The organism is Ferriphaselus sp. R-1 (assembly GCF_000746095.1).
Lineage (GTDB): Bacteria > Pseudomonadota > Gammaproteobacteria > Burkholderiales > Gallionellaceae > Ferriphaselus.
In genome coordinates this window covers 256,442-273,968 of sequence record NZ_JQKP01000001.1, presented here as the reverse complement: position 1 = coordinate 273,968, position 17,527 = coordinate 256,442, and the positions used below count along the sequence as shown (strand labels likewise).

Sequence of the window (17,527 nt, the reverse complement as noted above, 5' to 3'; positions counted from 1 at the left end):
TTATCCCATGCAAGCCCCTGCCTCCCGCAACACGTCCAACAAATCCGGCTTGCTGGCAGCCACGACCTTGTCTTGCAGGTGTTTGTGGTGAGGAAAACTCGGCAGGTCAGGAAAGTGCGGGGTGTTGTCGTAACGAAAAATCAATGCGTTGTCGGCCCGCTGGCAATGGTAGCGGTAGCCTAGCGGCTTCAGCGTACCGCTTTCGATGATGATTGCTTCGTTGATTTCCAGCAGGTGGCCATTATTGAAACGCAACCGGATACGCAGGTTGGCGCGCTCGGCGGTCAGAATTTCTTCAACATAGCTTTCGGCATATGCGGGCAGTCGGGCAACTTCCGCCTCGATTCCGGCAAAATAGCCTTCGATTGCGTCATGCAGCAACACGCAATTGGCTTTCCAATTGTTGGTGCAGTGCGACGTAATGACGGTAGGCGTTAGCCCAAGCTACAGAATCGGCATCATCGTCGATCAGACCTTTCTGAAAACGATCAAAGAATGTCTCTGATTCCAGGCCGTGCTGCTTTTCATACAGACTGAGCTGCTTGCTCACTGCCACCAGCGCATCGAGTGGCGTGGTATAGGTCTCACGTTGCTTGCGCATTTGGAATCCTCCGCAATTTGATGGAACGTGCGCATGATACGCCGCAACAGCGTGACGGAGAACCCATCACTCCAGCATTTCATACGGCTCCATCGTGACCGCTTCCACCCGCTCGCCCAGCATGACCACTTTCCCTTCGCGGCGGGTGTTGCCGGTTTCGGTGAATTCAAAGCGGTAGGTGCGGCGCAGGCTGCGGCGGCCGTGACGGTCGCGAGCCAGGCCCAGGCGGGTGCTGGCGACGGTGTCGTCGAGGAATTGGACGCGGGCTTGTTCGCAGGCGTGTTTGCCTGCGGCGCGCGCCAGTTCGAGGATGCGCAGGCTGTGCAGCCAGTAGGCGGCCAGCGCGCCTATCCCCATCAGTAACAGCAAACTGCCGGTATCCATCCGTTACCTCGCGACTCAATCGACCGGCGCGAAGCGCGGGACGCTGCGGCCTTCGTGTTGCACCGTTTCAAAAAACTCCGGTTTGGGACGCGCCCAGATCCGTCCTTCGCTGGAGCGGTAGATCATCAGCGTGACGCACGGATCCGCTTCCAGCGTGGCTTCGCAGACGATCTCGTAGATGCCGCCCTTGTAATGTCGATAGTTCATGCTGCCCCCTGTATGTGCGCCGCGTATTGTGCCCGAACTGGCGCGCCCCACGCGGGCGGAGTTGGTTACAATCGCTGCACTTTCCCCGGAGGCCTCCGCCATGAGTACGCAGTATTTCAGCCCGCAGACGTTCGCTTTTCTCGCCCAACTTGAGCAGAACAACACCCGCGAGTGGTTCGAGGTGCACAAGCAAGACTACGAGGACTTCGTGCGTACGCCCGCGCTGCGCTTCATCGCGGACATGTCGGACGCGATGCCCGCCCTCTCCCGCCACTTTCTGGCGCAGCCCAAGAAGGTGGGCGGCTCGCTGATGCGGGTACAGCGCGACACGCGCTTCAGCAAGATCAAGACGCCTTACAAGACCAACATTGGCATCCAGTTCCGCCACGAGGTGGGCAAGGATGTGCACGCGCCCGGCTACTACCTGCACATCGCGCCGGGCGAATGTTTCCTCGGCGTGGGCCTGTGGCGACCGGAGCCGGACGCGCTGTTCAAGATCAGGCAGGCCATCGTGGAGCAGCCGGAAGCGTGGGTCGCAGCACGCGACGCGGTGGACTTCCGTCGGCACTACACGCTGGAAGGCGAGTCACTCGCCAACGCGCCGCGCGGCTACGCCAAGGATCATCCGCTGCTGGCCGACCTGAAACGCAAGGATTTCATCGGCCTGTGCCGCCTGAGCGAAGCAGACATCCTCTCCGGCCAGTTGCTCCCGCTGGTGGTGGAACGCTACCGCGCCGCCGCGTCCTGCATGGGATTTCTGTGCAAGGCACTGGCGTTGCCGTTCTGAGCGCCCTTCGCTTCAGAAATCGTCCTGATACCGCGCCGTGATCGGATAGCGCCAGTCCTTGCCAAAACTGCGGTCGGTGATGCGCACGCCGACCGGCGACTGGCGGCGTTTGTATTCGTTGATGCGCACCAGTCGCACCACACGCCGCACGTCGGCTTCGGCATAGCCCAGCGCCACAATGTCGGGAATGGACAGGTTGCGCTCGACGTAGGCCGCCATGATGCCATCCAGATCGTCGTAGGGCGGCAGACTGTCCTGATCGGTCTGGTCGGGACGCAGCTCGGCACTGGGCGGACGGGTGATGATGCGCTCGGGGATCACATAACCCAGCGAGTTGCGGTAGTTCGACAGGCGATAGACCAGCGTCTTGCTCACGTCCTTGAGCACGGCGAAACCGCCCGCCATGTCGCCGTACAGCGTGGAGTAACCCACCGTCATCTCGGATTTGTTGCTGGTGACCAGCACCAGCGCGCCGGTCTTGTTGGACAGGGCCATCAGCAGCGTGCCACGGATGCGCGCTTGCAGGTTCTCTTCGGTGGTATCGGCGGCGCGACCCACGAACAGCGGTGCCAGCGTGGATTCGAAGGCGGCGAAAGTCGGCTGGATGTCCAGCTCGTCGTAGCGCACACCGAGGATCTGCGCCATCTCGCGCGCGTCGTCCAGGCTGATCTGCGCAGTGTAGGGCGACGGCATCATCACTGCGCGCACCCGGTCCGCGCCCAGCGCATCCACCGCCACCGCCAGCGTCAACGCCGAGTCGATGCCGCCGGACAAACCCAGCAACACGCCGGGGAAGCGGTTCTTGTCTATGTAATCCCGCACGCCCAGACACAGCGCCTGATAGACGCTGGCCTCGGTCGTTAGCGGCGGCTGCAATTGGCCGGGCACGGGCTGTCCGTGCACGACCTCGACCAGCCCGACCGTTTCCTCGAACGCGGCGAGCTGGTGCGTCAACTCGCCGCGCGCATCCATCACGAACGAGTCTCCGTCGAACACCAGCTCGTCCTGCCCGCCCAGCAGATTGGCGTACACCACCGGGGTGCCGGTCTCGCGCACCCGTGCGCGGACCACAGCATGACGCGCCGCTTGCTTGTCCAGATGGTAAGGCGAGGCGTTCAGCACCAGCAGCAGCTGGGCACCCGCCCCGCGGGCACGCTGCGCCGCTTCCGGCTCCCAGATGTCGGCGCAGATGTTCAGGCCGATACGCAGCCCTTCGTGCTCGAACACGCAACTGGCATGGCCCGGCGTGAAGTAGCGCACCTCGTCGAACACGCTGTGGTTGGGTAGTTCGCGCTTGTGATAGGTGGCAATGATCTGGCCGTCGCGCAGCACCGAAGCGGCATTGAAACGCAACTCACCCACCTGGTGCGGATGGCCCACGACCAGCGTCATGCCGGCGGGCGCAGCGCAGGCCAGCTGTTGCAGCGCCTCATCGCAGGCGGCATAGAAGCCGTCGCGCAGCAGCAGGTCTTCCGGCGGGTAGCCGCACAGGCTGAGTTCCGGTGTCAGCAGCAGGGATGCAGACTGCGCCTGGGCGCGCTCGGCGGCCTCCAATATCCTGGCCGAGTTGCCCGCCAGGTCGCCCAGCGTGCAGTTGATTTGTGCGATGGCGAGTTTCATTGCCCGTCTCCTGATTGTTCCAGCAACACCGCCGCGCCCGGCGCATCCAGCTCCACCCGCTCGATGCTGGCGAAGCGCTGGCTGATCTTGCGACTGGAAATCTCTACCTGCCCGGCTTCCTCGTGGGCGCGGCGGATGTTGTCGGCCAGTTTCTTCATGCGCTCGTCAAAGCGGCCAAAATCCTTGCCCAGCTTACCCAACTCGTCCTTGATGATGTGGATCTGCTTGCGCGTCTCCACGTCCTTGAGCACGGCGCGGGCGGTGTTCAGCACGGCCATCAGCGTGGTCGGCGACACGATCCACACCCGGCGCTGCATGGCGTAGTCCACCACCTCGGGATGGTGCGCGTGCACCTCGGCGAACACCGCCTCGGCGGGCAGGAACATCACCGCGCCGTCGGAAGTCACACCCGGCAGTATGTATTTGCTGCTGATGTCGTCGATGTGCTTCTTGAGGTCGGCCTTGAACTGGCGCGTCACGGCATCGCCGCCCTCGCTGAACATGCGATGGTAGTTCTCTAGCGGAAACTTGGAATCCACCGCCACCAGCCCCGTCGGCTCCGGCAGCTTCAACACGCAGTCGGCGCGGCTGCCGTTGGGCAGCGTGTGCTGGAAGTCATACGCCTGCGGCGGCAGGATGTTGCGCACCAAGGCTTCCAGTTGCACTTCGCCGAACGCGCCGCGCGAGCGCTTGTCGCCCAGCAACTCCTGCAAACTGACCACGTTGGTGGTGAGGCCGTCGATCTTCTTCTGCGCTTCGTCTATGGTGGCCAGCCGCGCCATCACGCTGACGAAAGTTTCGTTGGTCTTTTTGAAGCCCTCGTCCAGCCGCTCGTTGACCTTGCCGCCGATCTGCTCCAGCCGCCCGTCCACCGTCTTGGACAACGTTTCCATGCTGCCCGCCAGATGCTGCGTGGCATTGCGGAACGACAACTGGATCAACTCCTGGTCGGCGCGACCCTGCTCCGCCAGCTTCTCCAGCGTCTGCGCCAGCAGCTCGGTGCGCAGCGCCTCCTGCTTGGCTTGCAGGGCGGCCAGCGCGTCGCGGGTGAGGCGCAGCTCTTCCGCCACGGCGGCGCGCAGGCGCTCGGCCTGATCGGTCTGCGCCGCGATCATCCGGTCACTTTGCCGGTTCAGACCATCGTGCAGGTCAGCCAGCATGGCGCGGTGCTGCTGTTCCAAGGCCGTCGCCGTCTGCGCGGGCGCGCGCCGCTGCGCCAGCCACAGCACGAGCACCATGAGCAAGGTCGATGCGGCGAGTACCAGCAATGCGATTTCCATCGATTCGTTCCTGTAATGCCAAGGGGCGCTTGCGCGCCCCTTGCTGATTGGACAACCCGGCTTAGTGGGTCACCGGTGCGACTTCGGCCACCACAGCCACGGGCGCAGCGACCGGCTCCGGCTCGGCCAGCGGCTCCGGCTTGCTTTCCAGCGCGACGCTCAGCACCTGGTCTATCCAGCGCACCGGGTGGATGTCGAGCTTGTTCTTGATGTTGTCGGGTATCTCGACCAGATCCTTCACGTTCTCGTGCGGGATCAGCACCGTCTTGATGCCGCCGCGATGCGCCGCCAGCAGCTTCTCCTTCAGGCCGCCGATGGGCAACACCTCGCCGCGCAGGGTGATCTCGCCGGTCATCGCCACGTCGGCGCGCACCGGGATGCCGGTCAGCGCGGACACCATCGCGGTCACGATGCCTGCCCCAGCACTCGGGCCGTCCTTGGGTGTCGCACCTTCCGGCAAGTGGATGTGCAAGTCGTTCTTCTCGTAGAAGTCCGGCTTGATGCCCAGCGACTTGGCGCGGCTGCGCACCACCGACAGCGCGGCCTGGATGGACTCCTGCATCACCTCGCCCAGCTTGCCGGTCGTCGTAGTCTTGCCTTTGCCCGGCAGCACAGCGGTCTCGATGGTCAGCAGCTCGCCGCCCACTTCCGTCCAGGCCAAGCCGGTCACCTGACCGACCTGGTTGTTCTTCTCGGCAATGCCGTAGCTGTAACGGCGCACGCCCAGATACTTGTCCAGATTGCGCGAGTTGACCGTCACCTTGCCGCCCTTGGCTTCCTTGGTCAGCAGCGCCTTCACCACCTTGCGGCAGATCTTGGAGATCTCACGATCCAGCCCGCGCACGCCCGCCTCGCGGGTGTAGTAACGCAGGATGTCGCGGATCGCGCTTTCCGAGATGCTCAGTTCTTCAGCTTTGAGGCCGTTGTTCTTCAGCGCCTTGGGGATCAGATAGCGCGTCGCGATGTTGACCTTCTCGTCCTCGGTGTAGCTGGAGACGTTGATGATCTCCATGCGGTCCAGCAGCGGACCGGGGATGTTGTAGCTGTTCGAGGTGGCGACGAACATCACGTCGGACAGATCGTACTCGACCTCGACGTAGTGATCGACGAAGGTGTGGTTCTGCTCGGGATCGAGCACCTCAAGCAGCGCCGACGACGGATCGCCACGGAAGTCCTGCCCCATCTTGTCCACCTCGTCCAGCAGGAACAGCGGGTTCTTCACACCGACCTTGCTCATGTTCTGCAACACCTTGCCCGGCATGGAGCCGATGTAGGTGCGGCGGTGGCCACGTATCTCGGATTCGTCGCGTACACCACCCAGCGACATGCGCACGAACTTGCGGTTGGTGGCGCGGGCGATGGATTGCCCCAGCGAGGTCTTGCCCACGCCGGGCGGGCCGACCAGGCACAGGATGGGCGCCTTCAGCTTGTCCACGCGCTGCTGCACCGCCAGGTATTCGACGATTCGTTCCTTGACCTTGTCCAGGCCGTAGTGGTCGGCTTCCAGGACCTCTTCCGCCTTTTTCAGGTCGGCGCTGATCTTGGTCTTCTTCTTCCAGGGCAGGCCGACCAGCACGTCGATGTAGTTGCGCACCACGGTGGCTTCGGCAGACATCGGCGACATCAGCTTGAGTTTTTTCAGCTCGGCCTCGGCCTTGGCCAAGGCTTCCTTGGGCATGTGCGCCGCCTTGACCTTTTTCTCCAGCTCCTCGATGTCGGCCCCTTCTTCGCCTTCACCCAGCTCCTTCTGGATCGCCTTGACCTGCTCGTTCAGGTAATACTCGCGCTGGCTCTTTTCCATCTGGCGCTTGACGCGGCCACGGATGCGCTTCTCCACCTGAAGGATGTCCAGCTCAGCTTCCAGCAAGCCCAGCAGATGTTCGAGGCGCTTCTGCACGTCGAAGATCTCCAGCACTTCCTGCTTCTGCTCCAGCTTCAACGGCAGATGCGCGGCGATGGTGTCGGCCAGCCGACCGGCATCGTCGATGCCCGCCAGCGAAGTCAGTATCTCGGGCGGGATCTTCTTGTTCAGTTTCACGTACTGATCGAACTGCGACAACAAGGCACGGCGCATGGCCTCAGCTTCCGGAGCCAGCTCGCCATCGGCCGGCACCACTTCGATGCGCGCATCGAAGTGTGATTTATCATCGACCACGCCGACCACCTTGGTGCGCTGCGTGCCCTCGACCAGCACCTTGACCGTGCCGTCCGGCAGCTTGAGCATCTGCAGGATGTTGGCCAGACTGCCGATGCGGTACAGGTCTTCGATGGCAGGCTCGTCCTTGGCTGCGGACTTCTGCGCCACCAGCACGATGCTCTTGCCTTCATCCATGGCGGATTCCAGCGCCTTGATGGATTTGGCGCGCCCGACGAAGAGCGGGATGACCATGTGCGGAAACACCACCACATCGCGTAGCGGCAGCAGTGGGTACAGATTCTCGGATACGTCGCGTTCAGACATGGCAGATCTCTTGAGGTTGACAGTTGAAGCGGGAGGTGCGGGCGGCAGCGCTGTATTTCAAGGGCTGCCGCCGCGATTCGATGCAGATTCTACGCGGCTTTGGGTTCGTCCGCATAGACGAGGATGGGCTTGAGTTCGCCTTCGACAGCGGTCTCTTCCAGCACCACCTTGGTGACGTTGTCCATCGAAGGCAGGTCGAACATGGTGTCGAGCAGCGCCTGCTCCAGGATGGAACGTAAGCCGCGTGCACCGGTCTTGCGCGCCAGCGCCTTCCTGGCGATGGCATGCAGCACCTTCTCGCTGAACTCCAACTCGGCCCCTTCCATGGCGAACAGCTTCTGGTATTGCTTCACCAGCGCGTTCTTGGGCTCGGTCAAAATCTGGATCAGTGCCGCCTCGTCCAGCTCGGTCAAAGTCGCCACCACCGGCAGACGACCGACGAACTCGGGGATCAGGCCGAACTTGATCAGATCTTCCGGCTCCACGGTGCGGAACACTTCGCCCACGCTCTTGGTGTCATCGCGCTTGGCCAAATTCGCGCCGAAGCCGATGCTGGCCTTTTCCGAACGGTTGCGGATGACCTTCTCCAAACCGTCGAACGCGCCACCGCAGATGAACAGGATGTTGCTGGTGTCCACTTGCAGGAACTCGGTGTTCGGATGCTTGCGCCCGCCCTGCGGCGGCACCGAAGCCTTGGTGCCTTCGATCAGCTTGAGCAATGCCTGCTGCACGCCCTCGCCGGACACGTCGCGGGTGATGGACGGGTTGTCGGACTTGCGCGAGATCTTGTCGATCTCGTCGATGTAGACGATGCCGCGCTGCGCCTTGTCCACGTCATACTCGCACGCCTGCAACAGCTTCTGGATGATGTTCTCGACATCCTCGCCCACGTAACCGGCTTCGGTCAGCGTGGTCGCATCGGCCATCACGAACGGCACGTTGAGCAGTCGCGCCAGAGTCTGCGCCAGCAAGGTCTTGCCGGAGCCGGTCGGTCCGATCAGCAGGATGTTGCTCTTGGCCAACTCTACGCCGTCACGCATATCCACGTTCTTCAGGCGCTTGTAGTGGTTGTACACCGCCACCGACAAAATCTTCTTGGCCTGCTCCTGACCGATTACGTACTCGTCCAGTTTGGCTCGAATCTCCTTCGGCACCGGCAGGTCGCTGGACGATTCGCCCTGCTTCTTGCCCAACTCGGCCTGGATCTCTTCGCGGATGATGTCGTTGCACAGCGCCACGCATTCGTCACAGACGAACACCGATGGGCCAGCGATCAGCTTCTTCACCTCGTGCTGACTCTTGCCGCAGAACGAGCAATACAGCAGTTTTTCGCCCTTGTTTTTGTCTGAAGACATGGTTTTTCCTTAAGTTATCAGGCGCGCTTATCCAGCACCTGATCCAGCAATCCATATTCCAGCGCCTGTTGCGCGGTCAGGAAGTTGTCACGCTCGCTATCGCGGGCGATCTCTTCCACCGTGCGTCCGGTGTGCTGCGCCATCAGCGAGTACAGCTTCTCGCGCAGGCTCAGGATGTATTTGGCGTGGATCTCGATGTCGGTCGCCTGGCCCTGGAATCCGCCCAGCGGCTGATGGATCATCACGGTGGAGTTGGGCAACGCGAAACGCTTGCCCTTCTCGCCCGCCTGCAACAGGAATGCCCCCATCGAAGCCGCCATGCCGATGCACAAGGTCGAGACGTTCGGCTTGATGAACTGCATGGTGTCGTAGATCGCCATGCCAGCCGAGATCGAACCGCCGGGCGAATTGATGTAGAGATGAATGTCCTTGTCCGGGTTCTCCGACTCCAGGAACAGCAACTGCGCCACCACCAGATTGGCGACCTGATCGTTGATCGGGCCAACCAGAAAGATGACGCGTTCCTTCAACAGGCGCGAGTAGATGTCGAACGCGCGCTCGCCGCGCCCGCTGGTCTCGATGACCATCGGGATCAGGCCGGAGTTCTGCGGTTCCAGATTGCCAGACATGGCAGTGTGGTTCATCAATTGTTCTCCATCAGCTCTTTAAATTCGATGGCTTTGTCAGACACTTTTGCGTGCTTTAGCACATATGCGACAACATTGTCTTCCAACGCCAAATTCTCAACTTCTTGAGTACGCGCTGGATCAGCCGCATACCACTTGACCACTTCTTCGGGTTGCTCGAAGCTTTGCGCATACTCTTGCACCAAGGCTTGAACCTGCTCAGGCTTAGCTGCCAAGCCATGTTGCTCAACGAGTGCGTTCAAAATCACGCCCAGTTTCACACGCTTGATTGCACGCTCCGCAAACAACTCCGCCGGCAAGGTCATGCCCTTCGGTATCTTCATACCACGCTGCTCCATGTCGCGCACCGCTTGCTGTTGCAAGTTCTGTGCCTCCCAGTCCAGCATCGCATTCGGCACTTCCAGTTCGCCGATGTTCAGCAGCGCGGCCATGGCCGCATCCTTGTTGCGCACCTTCAGACGGCGCTGCACTTCACGATCCAGATTGGTGCGGATCTCGGTCTGCAGTTCAGCCACGTCACCGCTGGCCACGCCCAGCGACTTGGCGAAATCAGCATCCACTGCTGGCAGCACAGGGGCTTCGACGGCGTTCAAGGTGATGGCGAACGTCACTTGCTTACCAGCGACATCTTTGCCGTGATAATCCGCCGGGAAAGTCATGTCGAACGACTTGGATTCGCCAGCCTTCATGCCCAGTACGGCATTTTCGAAATCAGGCAACATGCGGCCTTGACCCAGCACGAAGGGATAATCCTTGGCTTCGCCGCCGGAGAACACCTCGCCGTCCAGCGTGCCACGGAAGTCGATCTTCACCTGGTCGTCATTCTGCGCAGCACGATCGGCGGCGACGTAGGTGGTGCGCTGCTTGCGCAGTGTGTCGATGGTGTTTTGCACATCGGCATCGCTCAGGGTGTAATTGACGCGGGTCACTTCCTGCGCAGTGATGTCGCCCAGCGTAACTTCGGGATAGACCTCGAAGGTGGCGCTGAAGTCGATGTGTTCAGCTGCAGCTTCGGCAGGCTGCACTTCAAACTTCGGATAGCCAACGACCTTCAGCTGCTGTGCCTCGGCGGCACTTGCGAACGACTTTTCCAGCGCCTCGCCCAGCACTTCCTGGTACACCTGGGCACCATACTGCTGCTCCAGGATCTTGAACGGCACTTTGCCAGGACGGAAACCGGACACTTTGGCAGTGCGGCCGATACGCTTGATACGGGCTTCCATTTCGCCGCGAATCTGCTGTTGCGGGATGGATGCATTCAGACGGCGCTGCACGGCGCTCAGAGTTTCTACGCTAGACATTACGGTATTCCTTGATTGAATTAACTAAAATGGCAGTGACTTAAGCGTTGATCGGGCGCGATACCGCGTCTACCGACCTGATCCGCCAAGTGCACAGCCAGAGGCGCGCAGCATATCACGAAACCACCACCACCCAAAGGCGCGCGAATCCAAACAGAGCCAAACTCAACCTCGCCAACCCATGAGTACCGGCCAACCCCATTATTGGCATGGAAATCCCCCTCATTTCTCCGCATGGGTGGGACTGTTCGGGGGTAATATGAACGCCTCGACAACCACAAAATCAGGAGGCCGCCATGAAACTCACCCTGCCACGCTTCGGTTCCCAAGAGGTGTCTTTCTCCCAAGATTCCATCATCGAGTTCCCCAATGGATTACCGGGATTCGAGGACTGCAAGCGCTTCAAGCTGCTGCACCGCGATGATGGTCATGAGCCACGGGTGTTCTGGCTACAGTCGATCGACGAACCTGAAGTCGTGTTCTCCATCACAGACCCTTCCCAGATCAAGCTGTCATACAACGTCAAGCTGAGCGATGAAGAGGCCGATACCCTGCGCGTGGACGAGAACGATGACATCTGCCTTGCTGTGATGCTCTCGCATCCACTGGGTGAAAGTGGCGAGGTAGCCATGGACAAGGTCGCTGCCTTGACGCGCTCCCCCATCGCCATCAACATCACCAAACGCCGCGCGATACAGAAGTCTTTGGTCAATCCGGACCTGACCATCACGGGCTGAGGTATACGGCGGTCCAATGAAAAAAGCCGGGATGTCCCGGCTTTTTTCATGTAGTGCAACTCGACGATTTACTCGTCAGCAACTTCCACAGCTTCGGTCACTTCCGGACGATCCACCAGCTCGATCAGCGCCATCGGAGCATTGTCGCCCTGACGGAAACCGAACTTCAGCGTACGGGTGTAACCACCGTTGCGTGCAGCGTAACGCGGGCCGATCTCGTCGAACAGCTTGCCGACGATCTCGCGGTCGCGCAGACGGGCGAACGCCAGACGGCGATTCGACAGGCTGGGGTTCTTGCCCAGAGTGATCAGCGGCTCAACCACACGGCGCAGTTCCTTGGCCTTGGGCAGAGTTGTCTTGATCGCTTCGTGACGCAGCAGCGAAACGCTCATGTTGCGCAACATCGCCAGACGATGGCTGCTGGTGCGGTTAAGTTTTCTCAATCCTAAACGGTGACGCATGATTTTCCTCTCTTACTTCTCGGCGGCGACAGGCCAGTTTTCCAGCTTCATGCCCAGCGACAGACCGTGTTCGGCCAGCACTTGCTTGATTTCGTTCAACGACTTGCGGCCCAGGTTCGGGGTACGCAAGAGGTCGGTTTCGGTGTACTGGATCAAATCACCGATGTAGTGGATGCTTTGTGCCTTCAGGCAGTTGGACGAACGCGGTGTCAGTTCCAGATCATCGACCGGACGCAACAGCATAGGATCAACCTTGGGAGCCTTGGGCTTCTCGACCGGTGCTGGCGTGCCTTCCAGTGCGGCGAACACGCTGAACTGTTCGACCAGAATGCGAGCTGCCGAGCGGATCGCTTCTTCAGGGTCGATCGCGCCATTGGTCTCGATGTCGATCACCAGCTTGTCCAGATCGGTACGCTGCTCAACGCGAGCGCTTTCGACCGCATAGCTGACGCGGCTGACCGGGCTGAACGATGCGTCCAGAACGATGTTACCGACAGAACGGGTTTCGCCAGGAACCTGACGGGAGATAGCGGAAACATAGCCACGGCCTTGTTCGACCTTGATCTCCATGTCCAGCTTGCCACCGGCAGTCAGATGAGCGATCACGTGAGACGGGTTCAGCACTTCTGTGTCTGCGTCCACCTCGATGTCACCGGCAGTCACCACGCCCTGACCTTCTTTCTTCAGGTGCAGAGTCACTTCTCTGTTGGCCCCGTGCTGCTTCAGCACGACACCCTTCAGATTCAGGATCAGGTCGACCACATCTTCCTGGACCCCGTCGAGCGTGGAATATTCGTGCAGCACATCGGCGATCTTGACCTCGGTCGGCGCAGAGCCAGGCATCGAGGACAGCAGGATACGACGCAGGGCATTGCCCAGCGTGTGTCCATAGCCACGCTCGAACGGCTCCATCACCACCTTGGCCTTGGTGGCCGAGATGTTTTGGACGTCGATGATGCGTGGTTTCAGAAATTCGTTATTTGCCATGTCCAGCTCCGCGTGGATTACTTGGAATACAACTCGACAACGAGGTGCTCGTTGATCGTGGCAGGCAATTCAGAGCGCTGTGGGCGAGCCTTGAAGGTACCCTTCAGAGCCTTGGTGTCCACTTCGATCCATTCCGGGAAGCCACGCTGCTCAGCCGCCTCAACCGCTGCCTTGACACGCAGTTGCGACTTGGCACGGTCAGCCACTTCGACCACATCGCCAGCACGAACCTGGTAGGAAGGGATGTTGACGCGCTTGCCATTCACCAGAATACCGTTGTGGCGAACGACTTGACGCGATTCAGCGCGGGATGCACCGAAACCCATGCGGTAGGTGACGTTGTCCAGACGGGATTCCAGGCGCTGCAACAGGTTCTCACCGGTGATACCACGTTCGCTTTCAGCAGCGGCGTAGGTCAGGCGGAACTGGTGTTCCAGCACGCCGTAGATACGGCGGACTTTTTGCTTTTCGCGCAACTGGCCTGCGTAGTCAGACACGCGTTGGTTTTTCTTTTGACCGTGCTGGCCGGGTGCATAGGCGCGACGCTCGACCGAACATTTGTCGGTGAAGCACTTTTCGCCCTTCAGGAACAGCTTCTCGCCTTCGCGGCGGCACTTACGGCACTTTGCATCAAGATTTCTAGCCAAGATCTATACTCCTACAATAATTAGATACGGCGCTTCTTGGGCGGACGGCAGCCGTTGTGCGGAACTGGGGTGATGTCGGAAATGCTGGTGATCTTGAAGCCGGCAGCATTCAGGGCACGCACAGCAGATTCGCGACCTGGGCCTGGGCCCTTGATGCGCACTTCCAGATTCTTCACGCCGAATTCCTGAGCCGCCTTGCCAGCAGCCTCTGCAGCGATCTGAGCTGCGAACGGGGTGCTCTTGCGGGAACCCTTGAAGCCTTGACCGCCGCTGGTGGACCAGGACAGCGCATTACCCTGACGATCAGTGATCGTCACGATGGTGTTGTTGAAGGAAGCATGAACGTGAGCGATACCTTCCGCGACGTTCTTCTTGACTTTCTTGCGCACGCGAGTGCTGCTGGGCTTAGCCATGTCTCTATCCTCTTAACGAATTACTTCTTGGCGCCGGCGATAGCCTTGCGCGGTCCCTTGCGGGTACGTGCATTGGTGCGAGTGCGCTGACCACGGCACGGCAAGCCGCGACGATGGCGCAAGCCACGATAGCAGCCCAAGTCCATCAAGCGCTTGATGCTCATAGTCACTTCACGACGGAGGTCACCCTCAACCGTGAACTTGCCTACTTCTTCACGCAGCTTGTCCATCTCTGCATCGGTGAGGTCCTTGATCTTGGTGGACTCAGCGATACCTACCGCAGCGCAAATTCCTTTAGCGCGCGTGTCTCCGATGCCGTAGATCGCGGTCAAAGCGATGACGGTGTGTTGATGATTCGGAATGTTTACCCCTGCAATACGTGCCATGCAGCTACCCTATCACTTGAAAAGTCTAAAATTAACCATCCAGAGTCGATTGTTTCCAATCAACCCTGACGTTGCTTGTGACGCGGATCAGTGCAGATCACGCGCACGATGCGATTGCGCCGGATAACCTTGCAGTTACGGCAAATCTTTTTTACAGATGCTTGCACTCTCATGATGCTCTCCTTAAAACCAAACTTACTTGGAGCGGAATGTGATCCGCGCCTTGCTCAAATCATAGGGCGTCAATTCGACCATGACCTTGTCGCCCGGCAGAATGCGGATGTAGTGCATGCGCATCTTGCCTGAAATGTGTCCCAATACCACGTGGCCGTTTTCCAACTTAACGCGAAAGGTCGCGTTCGGCAGGGACTCAACCACCTCTCCCTGCATTTGAATCGCATCTGCCTTACTCATTTATCGCGCCAATCCACCTTTGAAATTCGCCTTTTTCAGCAGGCTCTCATACTGATGTGTCATCAGATATGACTGAACCTGGGCCATGAAGTCCATGGTCACCACCACCAGAATCAACAACGAGGTTCCGCCGAAGTAGAACGGTACGTTCCACTTAACCACCAGAAACTCAGGCAGCAGACACACCAAGGTGATGTAGAACGCGCCCACCAAGGTCAGTCGCAGCATGATCTTTTCGATGTACTTCGCAGTCTGCTCGCCGGGGCGTATCCCTGGAAGGAATGCACCACTCTTCTTCAGATTGTCCGCAGTCTCCTTGGGGCTGAACACCAGCGCCGTGTAGAAGAAGCAGAAGAACACGATCGCTGCCGCGTAGAACAGCACATAGATCGGCTGCCCAGGAGACAACTTCTCGCTAATGTCCTTCAGCCAGGTCATCCCCGAACCACTACCAAACCAGCCCGCCAAAGTCGCCGGGAACAGGATGATGGAAGAAGCGAAGATGGGAGGGATCACACCCGCCATGTTCAGCTTCAGCGGCAGGTGCGAAGCCTGACCACCATAGATCTTGTTACCTACCTGACGCTTGGCATAATTCACCAGCACCTTACGCTGACCACGCTCGACGAACACCACCAGAGCGGTCACCGCGAACGCGCCAATCAGCAGGAACAACACCAGCGGGATCGAGAACGCGCCGGTACGAGCCAGTTCCAGAGTGCTACCGATGGCATTTGGCAGACCGGCTGCGATACCCGCGAAGATGATCAGCGAGATACCGTTACCCAAGCCGCGCTCCGTAATCTGCTCACCCAGCCACATCAGGAACATGGTACCCGTCACCAGAGTCACCATGGTGGTCACCTGGAACATATAACCAGGATTGATCACCAGCCCCGGCTGAGCCTGCAAGGCCACCGCGATACCGAACGCCTGGAACACCGCCAGAGCCAGCGTTCCGTAACGTGTGTACTGAGTGATCTTGCGACGACCAGCCTCACCTTCCTTCTTCAACTGCTCCAACTGCGGCACGGCGATGGTCGCCAGCTGCATGATGATGGAGGCAGAGATGTAAGGCATGATGCCCAACGCGAAGATGGTGAAGCGCGACAGCGCTCCGCCCGAGAACATGTTGAACATGCCCAGGATGCCACCTTTTTGCTGCTTGAACAGATCAGCCAATACGACCGGATCGATCCCCGGCACCGGGATATGGGCCCCGATACGGTAGACCACCAGCGCCCCAAGCAGGAACCACAGTCTCTGACTGAGGTCGCCGTACTTGTTATTGCTCTTGACCGGTGCGTTCACGTACTTCCTTACTCAGCGATGCTGCCGCCCGCTGCTTCGATCACAGCACGCGCACCCTTGGTTGCGGTCAGGCCTTGCAGCTTGACGGCACGGGTCAGTTCACCACACAAGATCACCTTAGCACCCAGCGAGTTCGCCGAAACGATACCCGCCTGCTTCAGCGCCAACAGGTCGATGGTGTCAACCGGCAGAGCTTCCAGATCGGACAAACGCACTTCAGCAGTGTCGTTACGAGTCAGCGAAACAAAGCCACGCTTCGGCAGACGACGCTGCAAAGGCATTTGACCGCCTTCGAAACCGACCTTGTGGAAGCCACCGGAACGAGACTTCTGGCCCTTGTGACCGCGACCGGCAGTCTTGCCCAGACCGGAACCGATACCTCGACCGACACGGCGCTTGGAGTGCTTCGAGCCTTCGCCCGGCTTGATGTCATTCAGTTCCATGTTACGCCTCGCACTTAACCAGGTAATACACTTTGTTGATCATGCCGCGCACTGCCGGAGTGTCTTCCACTTCAACGGTGTGATTCATGCGGCGCAGACCCAGACCACGCACGCAATCGCGATGCGACTGCTTGGTGCCGATAACGCTCTTGACCAGCGTCACTTTCAGTTTTTTAGCTTCAGCCATGATTACCCCTGAACTTCTTCAACGCTCTTGCCGCGCTTGGCAGCGATCTCGGCTGGCGAATTGAGCTGCATCAAGCCGTTCAGCGTAGCGCGAACCACGTTGTAAGGATTGCTGGAGCCGATACACTTGGCCAACACGTTGTGCACGCCAACCGCCTCGAACACCGCACGCATCGCGCCACCAGCGATAATGCCGGTACCTTCCGATGCGGGCATCATGAACACCTTGGCAGCACCATGACGACCAATCACTGCATGATGCAGCGTGCCGTTCTTCAGATTGACCTTAACCATCTTGCGGCGGGACTCGTCCATCGCCTTCTGCACAGCCACAGGCACTTCCTTGGACTTGCCCTTGCCCATGCCGATACGTCCATCAGCATCACCGACCACGGTCAGCGCGGCGAAACCCATGATACGACCACCCTTGACCACTTTGGTCACGCGGTTCACATGGATCATCTTTTCGATGAAATCGTCGCTACGCTCTTCCTGCTGTGCCCTACCTTGCGCTTTAGCCATCATCTACCTCGACTTAGAACTGCAGACCGTTTTCACGCGCGGCATCTGCCAGCGCCTTGACACGGCCATGGTATTTAAAACCGGAACGGTCGAATGCAACCTGGGATACTCCGGCAGCTTTGGCCTTCTCGGCGATGAGCTTACCCACGACGGCTGCAGCTGCGGCGTTACCACCGTTAGCCAGATCCTTACGGACATCTGCCTCGATAGTGGAAGCCGAAGCCAGAATCTTGCCGCCACAAGCGGAGATCACTTGTGCATAAATGTGCTGATTGGTGCGATGGATCGCCAGACGCACAGCCTTTTGTTCAGCGATTCTGGCACGGGTTTTACGTGACCGGCGCTGACGTGCTTCAATCTTTTTAGACATATCCGCC

24 protein-coding genes are annotated in these 17,527 nt (G+C 59.6%); 2 read left to right on the top strand and 22 right to left on the bottom strand.

Annotated features, from left to right (window positions below):
- The 4 genes from tumE to DM08_RS01495 all read right to left on the bottom strand — a co-directional run bounded on the left by tumE (position 1) and on the right by DM08_RS01495 (position 1,192).
- Positions 1–384, bottom strand: coding sequence for a toxin TumE (gene tumE, locus DM08_RS01510; protein WP_202593353.1), 384 nt, complete (start codon positions 382–384; stop codon positions 1–3).
- On the bottom strand, positions 371–601 hold the full coding sequence (gene tumA / locus DM08_RS01505; protein WP_035382827.1) for an antitoxin TumA: 231 nt from the start codon (positions 599–601) through the stop codon (positions 371–373). The genes tumE and tumA overlap by 14 nt, the downstream gene beginning before the upstream one ends.
- Positions 602–667: 66 nt before the next feature.
- Positions 668–985, bottom strand: a complete 318-nt coding sequence (locus DM08_RS01500) for a DUF3301 domain-containing protein (protein WP_035382826.1) — start codon at positions 983–985, stop codon at positions 668–670.
- A 15-nt stretch (positions 986–1,000) separates the two neighbouring features.
- Positions 1,001–1,192 (bottom strand): DUF1653 domain-containing protein, encoded by a 192-nt coding sequence (locus tag DM08_RS01495; RefSeq protein ID WP_035382825.1) that lies wholly within the window; start codon positions 1,190–1,192, stop codon positions 1,001–1,003.
- 100 nt (positions 1,193–1,292) lie between these two features.
- Here DM08_RS01495 and DM08_RS01490 point away from each other — a divergent pair, with 100 nt between their 5' ends.
- Positions 1,293–1,979, top strand: coding sequence for a DUF2461 domain-containing protein (locus DM08_RS01490; protein ID WP_035382824.1), 687 nt, complete (start codon positions 1,293–1,295; stop codon positions 1,977–1,979).
- A gap of 12 nt (positions 1,980–1,991) precedes the next feature.
- Here the strand turns inward: DM08_RS01490 and DM08_RS01485 are convergent, their stop codons facing one another.
- The 6 genes from DM08_RS01485 to tig form a co-directional block, all read right to left on the bottom strand.
- Complete coding sequence (locus DM08_RS01485; protein WP_035382823.1) at positions 1,992–3,599, bottom strand: NAD+ synthase; 1,608 nt, start codon at positions 3,597–3,599, stop codon at positions 1,992–1,994.
- A complete protein-coding gene (gene rmuC, locus DM08_RS01480; RefSeq protein WP_035382822.1) occupies positions 3,596–4,879 on the bottom strand; it encodes a DNA recombination protein RmuC in 1,284 nt (427 codons plus the stop codon). The genes DM08_RS01485 and rmuC overlap by 4 nt, the downstream gene beginning before the upstream one ends.
- 61 nt (positions 4,880–4,940) lie before the next feature.
- Positions 4,941–7,340: an endopeptidase La gene (gene lon / locus DM08_RS01475; RefSeq protein WP_035382821.1), complete on the bottom strand. Its 2,400-nt coding sequence runs from the start codon at positions 7,338–7,340 to the stop codon at positions 4,941–4,943.
- 89 nt (positions 7,341–7,429) lie between these two features.
- A complete protein-coding gene (gene clpX / locus DM08_RS01470; protein ID WP_035382820.1) occupies positions 7,430–8,695 on the bottom strand; it encodes an ATP-dependent Clp protease ATP-binding subunit ClpX in 1,266 nt (421 codons plus the stop codon).
- A 17-nt stretch (positions 8,696–8,712) separates the two neighbouring features.
- Positions 8,713–9,339: an ATP-dependent Clp endopeptidase proteolytic subunit ClpP gene (clpP, locus tag DM08_RS01465; protein WP_035382819.1), complete on the bottom strand. Its 627-nt coding sequence runs from the start codon at positions 9,337–9,339 to the stop codon at positions 8,713–8,715.
- The gene (tig, locus tag DM08_RS01460; protein ID WP_035382818.1) at positions 9,339–10,643 is read right to left on the bottom strand and encodes a trigger factor; all 1,305 of its coding nucleotides are present in this window, start codon (positions 10,641–10,643) and stop codon (positions 9,339–9,341) included. Before tig ends, clpP begins: the two co-directional genes overlap by 1 nt.
- A 296-nt stretch (positions 10,644–10,939) precedes the next feature.
- On the opposite strand from tig, the gene fliW reads away from it, so the two are divergent.
- Positions 10,940–11,380: a flagellar assembly protein FliW gene (gene fliW, locus DM08_RS01455; RefSeq protein ID WP_035382817.1), complete on the top strand. Its 441-nt coding sequence runs from the start codon at positions 10,940–10,942 to the stop codon at positions 11,378–11,380.
- Between the two features lie 68 nt (positions 11,381–11,448).
- Here the strand turns inward: fliW and rplQ are convergent, their stop codons facing one another.
- From rplQ to rplR, 12 genes are read right to left on the bottom strand one after another with little or no spacing between them, the layout of a single operon-like run.
- Positions 11,449–11,841 (bottom strand): 50S ribosomal protein L17, encoded by a 393-nt coding sequence (gene rplQ / locus DM08_RS01450; RefSeq protein WP_035382816.1) that lies wholly within the window; start codon positions 11,839–11,841, stop codon positions 11,449–11,451.
- 12 nt (positions 11,842–11,853) lie between these two features.
- Positions 11,854–12,828, bottom strand: coding sequence for a DNA-directed RNA polymerase subunit alpha (gene rpoA / locus DM08_RS01445; RefSeq protein WP_035382815.1), 975 nt, complete (start codon positions 12,826–12,828; stop codon positions 11,854–11,856).
- A 17-nt stretch (positions 12,829–12,845) separates the two neighbouring features.
- Entirely contained in the window at positions 12,846–13,475 is a 630-nt protein-coding gene (gene rpsD / locus DM08_RS01440) for a 30S ribosomal protein S4 (protein ID WP_035382814.1), read from the bottom strand.
- A 20-nt stretch (positions 13,476–13,495) separates the two neighbouring features.
- Positions 13,496–13,888 carry a 30S ribosomal protein S11 gene (gene rpsK / locus DM08_RS01435; RefSeq protein WP_035382813.1) on the bottom strand — a complete coding sequence of 131 codons (393 nt, stop codon included), beginning with the start codon at positions 13,886–13,888 and terminating at the stop codon, positions 13,496–13,498.
- Positions 13,889–13,908: 20 nt separating this feature from the next.
- Complete coding sequence (gene rpsM, locus DM08_RS01430; RefSeq protein ID WP_035382812.1) at positions 13,909–14,274, bottom strand: 30S ribosomal protein S13; 366 nt, start codon at positions 14,272–14,274, stop codon at positions 13,909–13,911.
- A gap of 59 nt (positions 14,275–14,333) precedes the next feature.
- The gene (gene rpmJ / locus DM08_RS12450) at positions 14,334–14,447 is read right to left on the bottom strand and encodes a 50S ribosomal protein L36 (protein ID WP_081908715.1); all 114 of its coding nucleotides are present in this window, start codon (positions 14,445–14,447) and stop codon (positions 14,334–14,336) included.
- 22 nt (positions 14,448–14,469) lie between these two features.
- Positions 14,470–14,688, bottom strand: a complete 219-nt coding sequence (gene infA, locus DM08_RS01425; protein ID WP_035382811.1) for a translation initiation factor IF-1 — start codon at positions 14,686–14,688, stop codon at positions 14,470–14,472.
- A complete protein-coding gene (gene secY, locus DM08_RS01420; protein WP_035382810.1) occupies positions 14,689–15,999 on the bottom strand; it encodes a preprotein translocase subunit SecY in 1,311 nt (436 codons plus the stop codon). It abuts the gene before it with no gap.
- Positions 16,000–16,007: 8 nt separating this feature from the next.
- Positions 16,008–16,442 (bottom strand): 50S ribosomal protein L15, encoded by a 435-nt coding sequence (gene rplO / locus DM08_RS01415; protein ID WP_035382809.1) that lies wholly within the window; start codon positions 16,440–16,442, stop codon positions 16,008–16,010.
- A gap of 1 nt (position 16,443) precedes the next feature.
- Positions 16,444–16,629 (bottom strand): 50S ribosomal protein L30, encoded by a 186-nt coding sequence (gene rpmD / locus DM08_RS01410; protein ID WP_035382808.1) that lies wholly within the window; start codon positions 16,627–16,629, stop codon positions 16,444–16,446.
- A 2-nt stretch (positions 16,630–16,631) separates the two neighbouring features.
- Complete coding sequence (rpsE, locus tag DM08_RS01405) at positions 16,632–17,150, bottom strand: 30S ribosomal protein S5 (protein WP_035383039.1); 519 nt, start codon at positions 17,148–17,150, stop codon at positions 16,632–16,634.
- A 13-nt stretch (positions 17,151–17,163) separates the two neighbouring features.
- Positions 17,164–17,520, bottom strand: a complete 357-nt coding sequence (rplR, locus tag DM08_RS01400) for a 50S ribosomal protein L18 (RefSeq protein ID WP_035382807.1) — start codon at positions 17,518–17,520, stop codon at positions 17,164–17,166.
- Positions 17,521–17,527: the final 7 nt, after the last annotated feature.

Excerpts from the sequence above, each read along its gene's own strand:
- tumA (WP_035382827.1), bottom strand. The coding sequence starts at position 601 with ATGCGCAAGCAACGTGAGACCTATACCACGCCACTCGATGCGCTGGTG.
- DM08_RS01500 (WP_035382826.1), bottom strand. The coding sequence starts at position 985 with ATGGATACCGGCAGTTTGCTGTTACTGATGGGGATAGGCGCGCTGGCC.
- DM08_RS01495 (WP_035382825.1), bottom strand. The coding sequence starts at position 1,192 with ATGAACTATCGACATTACAAGGGCGGCATCTACGAGATCGTCTGCGAA.
- DM08_RS01490 (WP_035382824.1), top strand. The coding sequence starts at position 1,293 with ATGAGTACGCAGTATTTCAGCCCGCAGACGTTCGCTTTTCTCGCCCAA.
- DM08_RS01485 (WP_035382823.1), bottom strand. The coding sequence starts at position 3,599 with ATGAAACTCGCCATCGCACAAATCAACTGCACGCTGGGCGACCTGGCG.
- rmuC (WP_035382822.1), bottom strand. The coding sequence starts at position 4,879 with ATGGAAATCGCATTGCTGGTACTCGCCGCATCGACCTTGCTCATGGTG.
- lon (WP_035382821.1), bottom strand. The coding sequence starts at position 7,340 with ATGTCTGAACGCGACGTATCCGAGAATCTGTACCCACTGCTGCCGCTA.
- clpX (WP_035382820.1), bottom strand. The coding sequence starts at position 8,695 with ATGTCTTCAGACAAAAACAAGGGCGAAAAACTGCTGTATTGCTCGTTC.
- clpP (WP_035382819.1), bottom strand. The coding sequence starts at position 9,339 with ATGAACCACACTGCCATGTCTGGCAATCTGGAACCGCAGAACTCCGGC.
- tig (WP_035382818.1), bottom strand. The coding sequence starts at position 10,643 with ATGTCTAGCGTAGAAACTCTGAGCGCCGTGCAGCGCCGTCTGAATGCA.
- fliW (WP_035382817.1), top strand. The coding sequence starts at position 10,940 with ATGAAACTCACCCTGCCACGCTTCGGTTCCCAAGAGGTGTCTTTCTCC.
- rplQ (WP_035382816.1), bottom strand. The coding sequence starts at position 11,841 with ATGCGTCACCGTTTAGGATTGAGAAAACTTAACCGCACCAGCAGCCAT.
- rpoA (WP_035382815.1), bottom strand. The coding sequence starts at position 12,828 with ATGGCAAATAACGAATTTCTGAAACCACGCATCATCGACGTCCAAAAC.
- rpsK (WP_035382813.1), bottom strand. The coding sequence starts at position 13,888 with ATGGCTAAGCCCAGCAGCACTCGCGTGCGCAAGAAAGTCAAGAAGAAC.
- rpsM (WP_035382812.1), bottom strand. The coding sequence starts at position 14,274 with ATGGCACGTATTGCAGGGGTAAACATTCCGAATCATCAACACACCGTC.
- rpmJ (WP_081908715.1), bottom strand. The coding sequence starts at position 14,447 with ATGAGAGTGCAAGCATCTGTAAAAAAGATTTGCCGTAACTGCAAGGTT.
- infA (WP_035382811.1), bottom strand. The coding sequence starts at position 14,688 with ATGAGTAAGGCAGATGCGATTCAAATGCAGGGAGAGGTGGTTGAGTCC.
- rplO (WP_035382809.1), bottom strand. The coding sequence starts at position 16,442 with ATGGAACTGAATGACATCAAGCCGGGCGAAGGCTCGAAGCACTCCAAG.
- rpmD (WP_035382808.1), bottom strand. The coding sequence starts at position 16,629 with ATGGCTGAAGCTAAAAAACTGAAAGTGACGCTGGTCAAGAGCGTTATC.
- rpsE (WP_035383039.1), bottom strand. The coding sequence starts at position 17,150 with ATGGCTAAAGCGCAAGGTAGGGCACAGCAGGAAGAGCGTAGCGACGAT.
- rplR (WP_035382807.1), bottom strand. The coding sequence starts at position 17,520 with ATGTCTAAAAAGATTGAAGCACGTCAGCGCCGGTCACGTAAAACCCGT.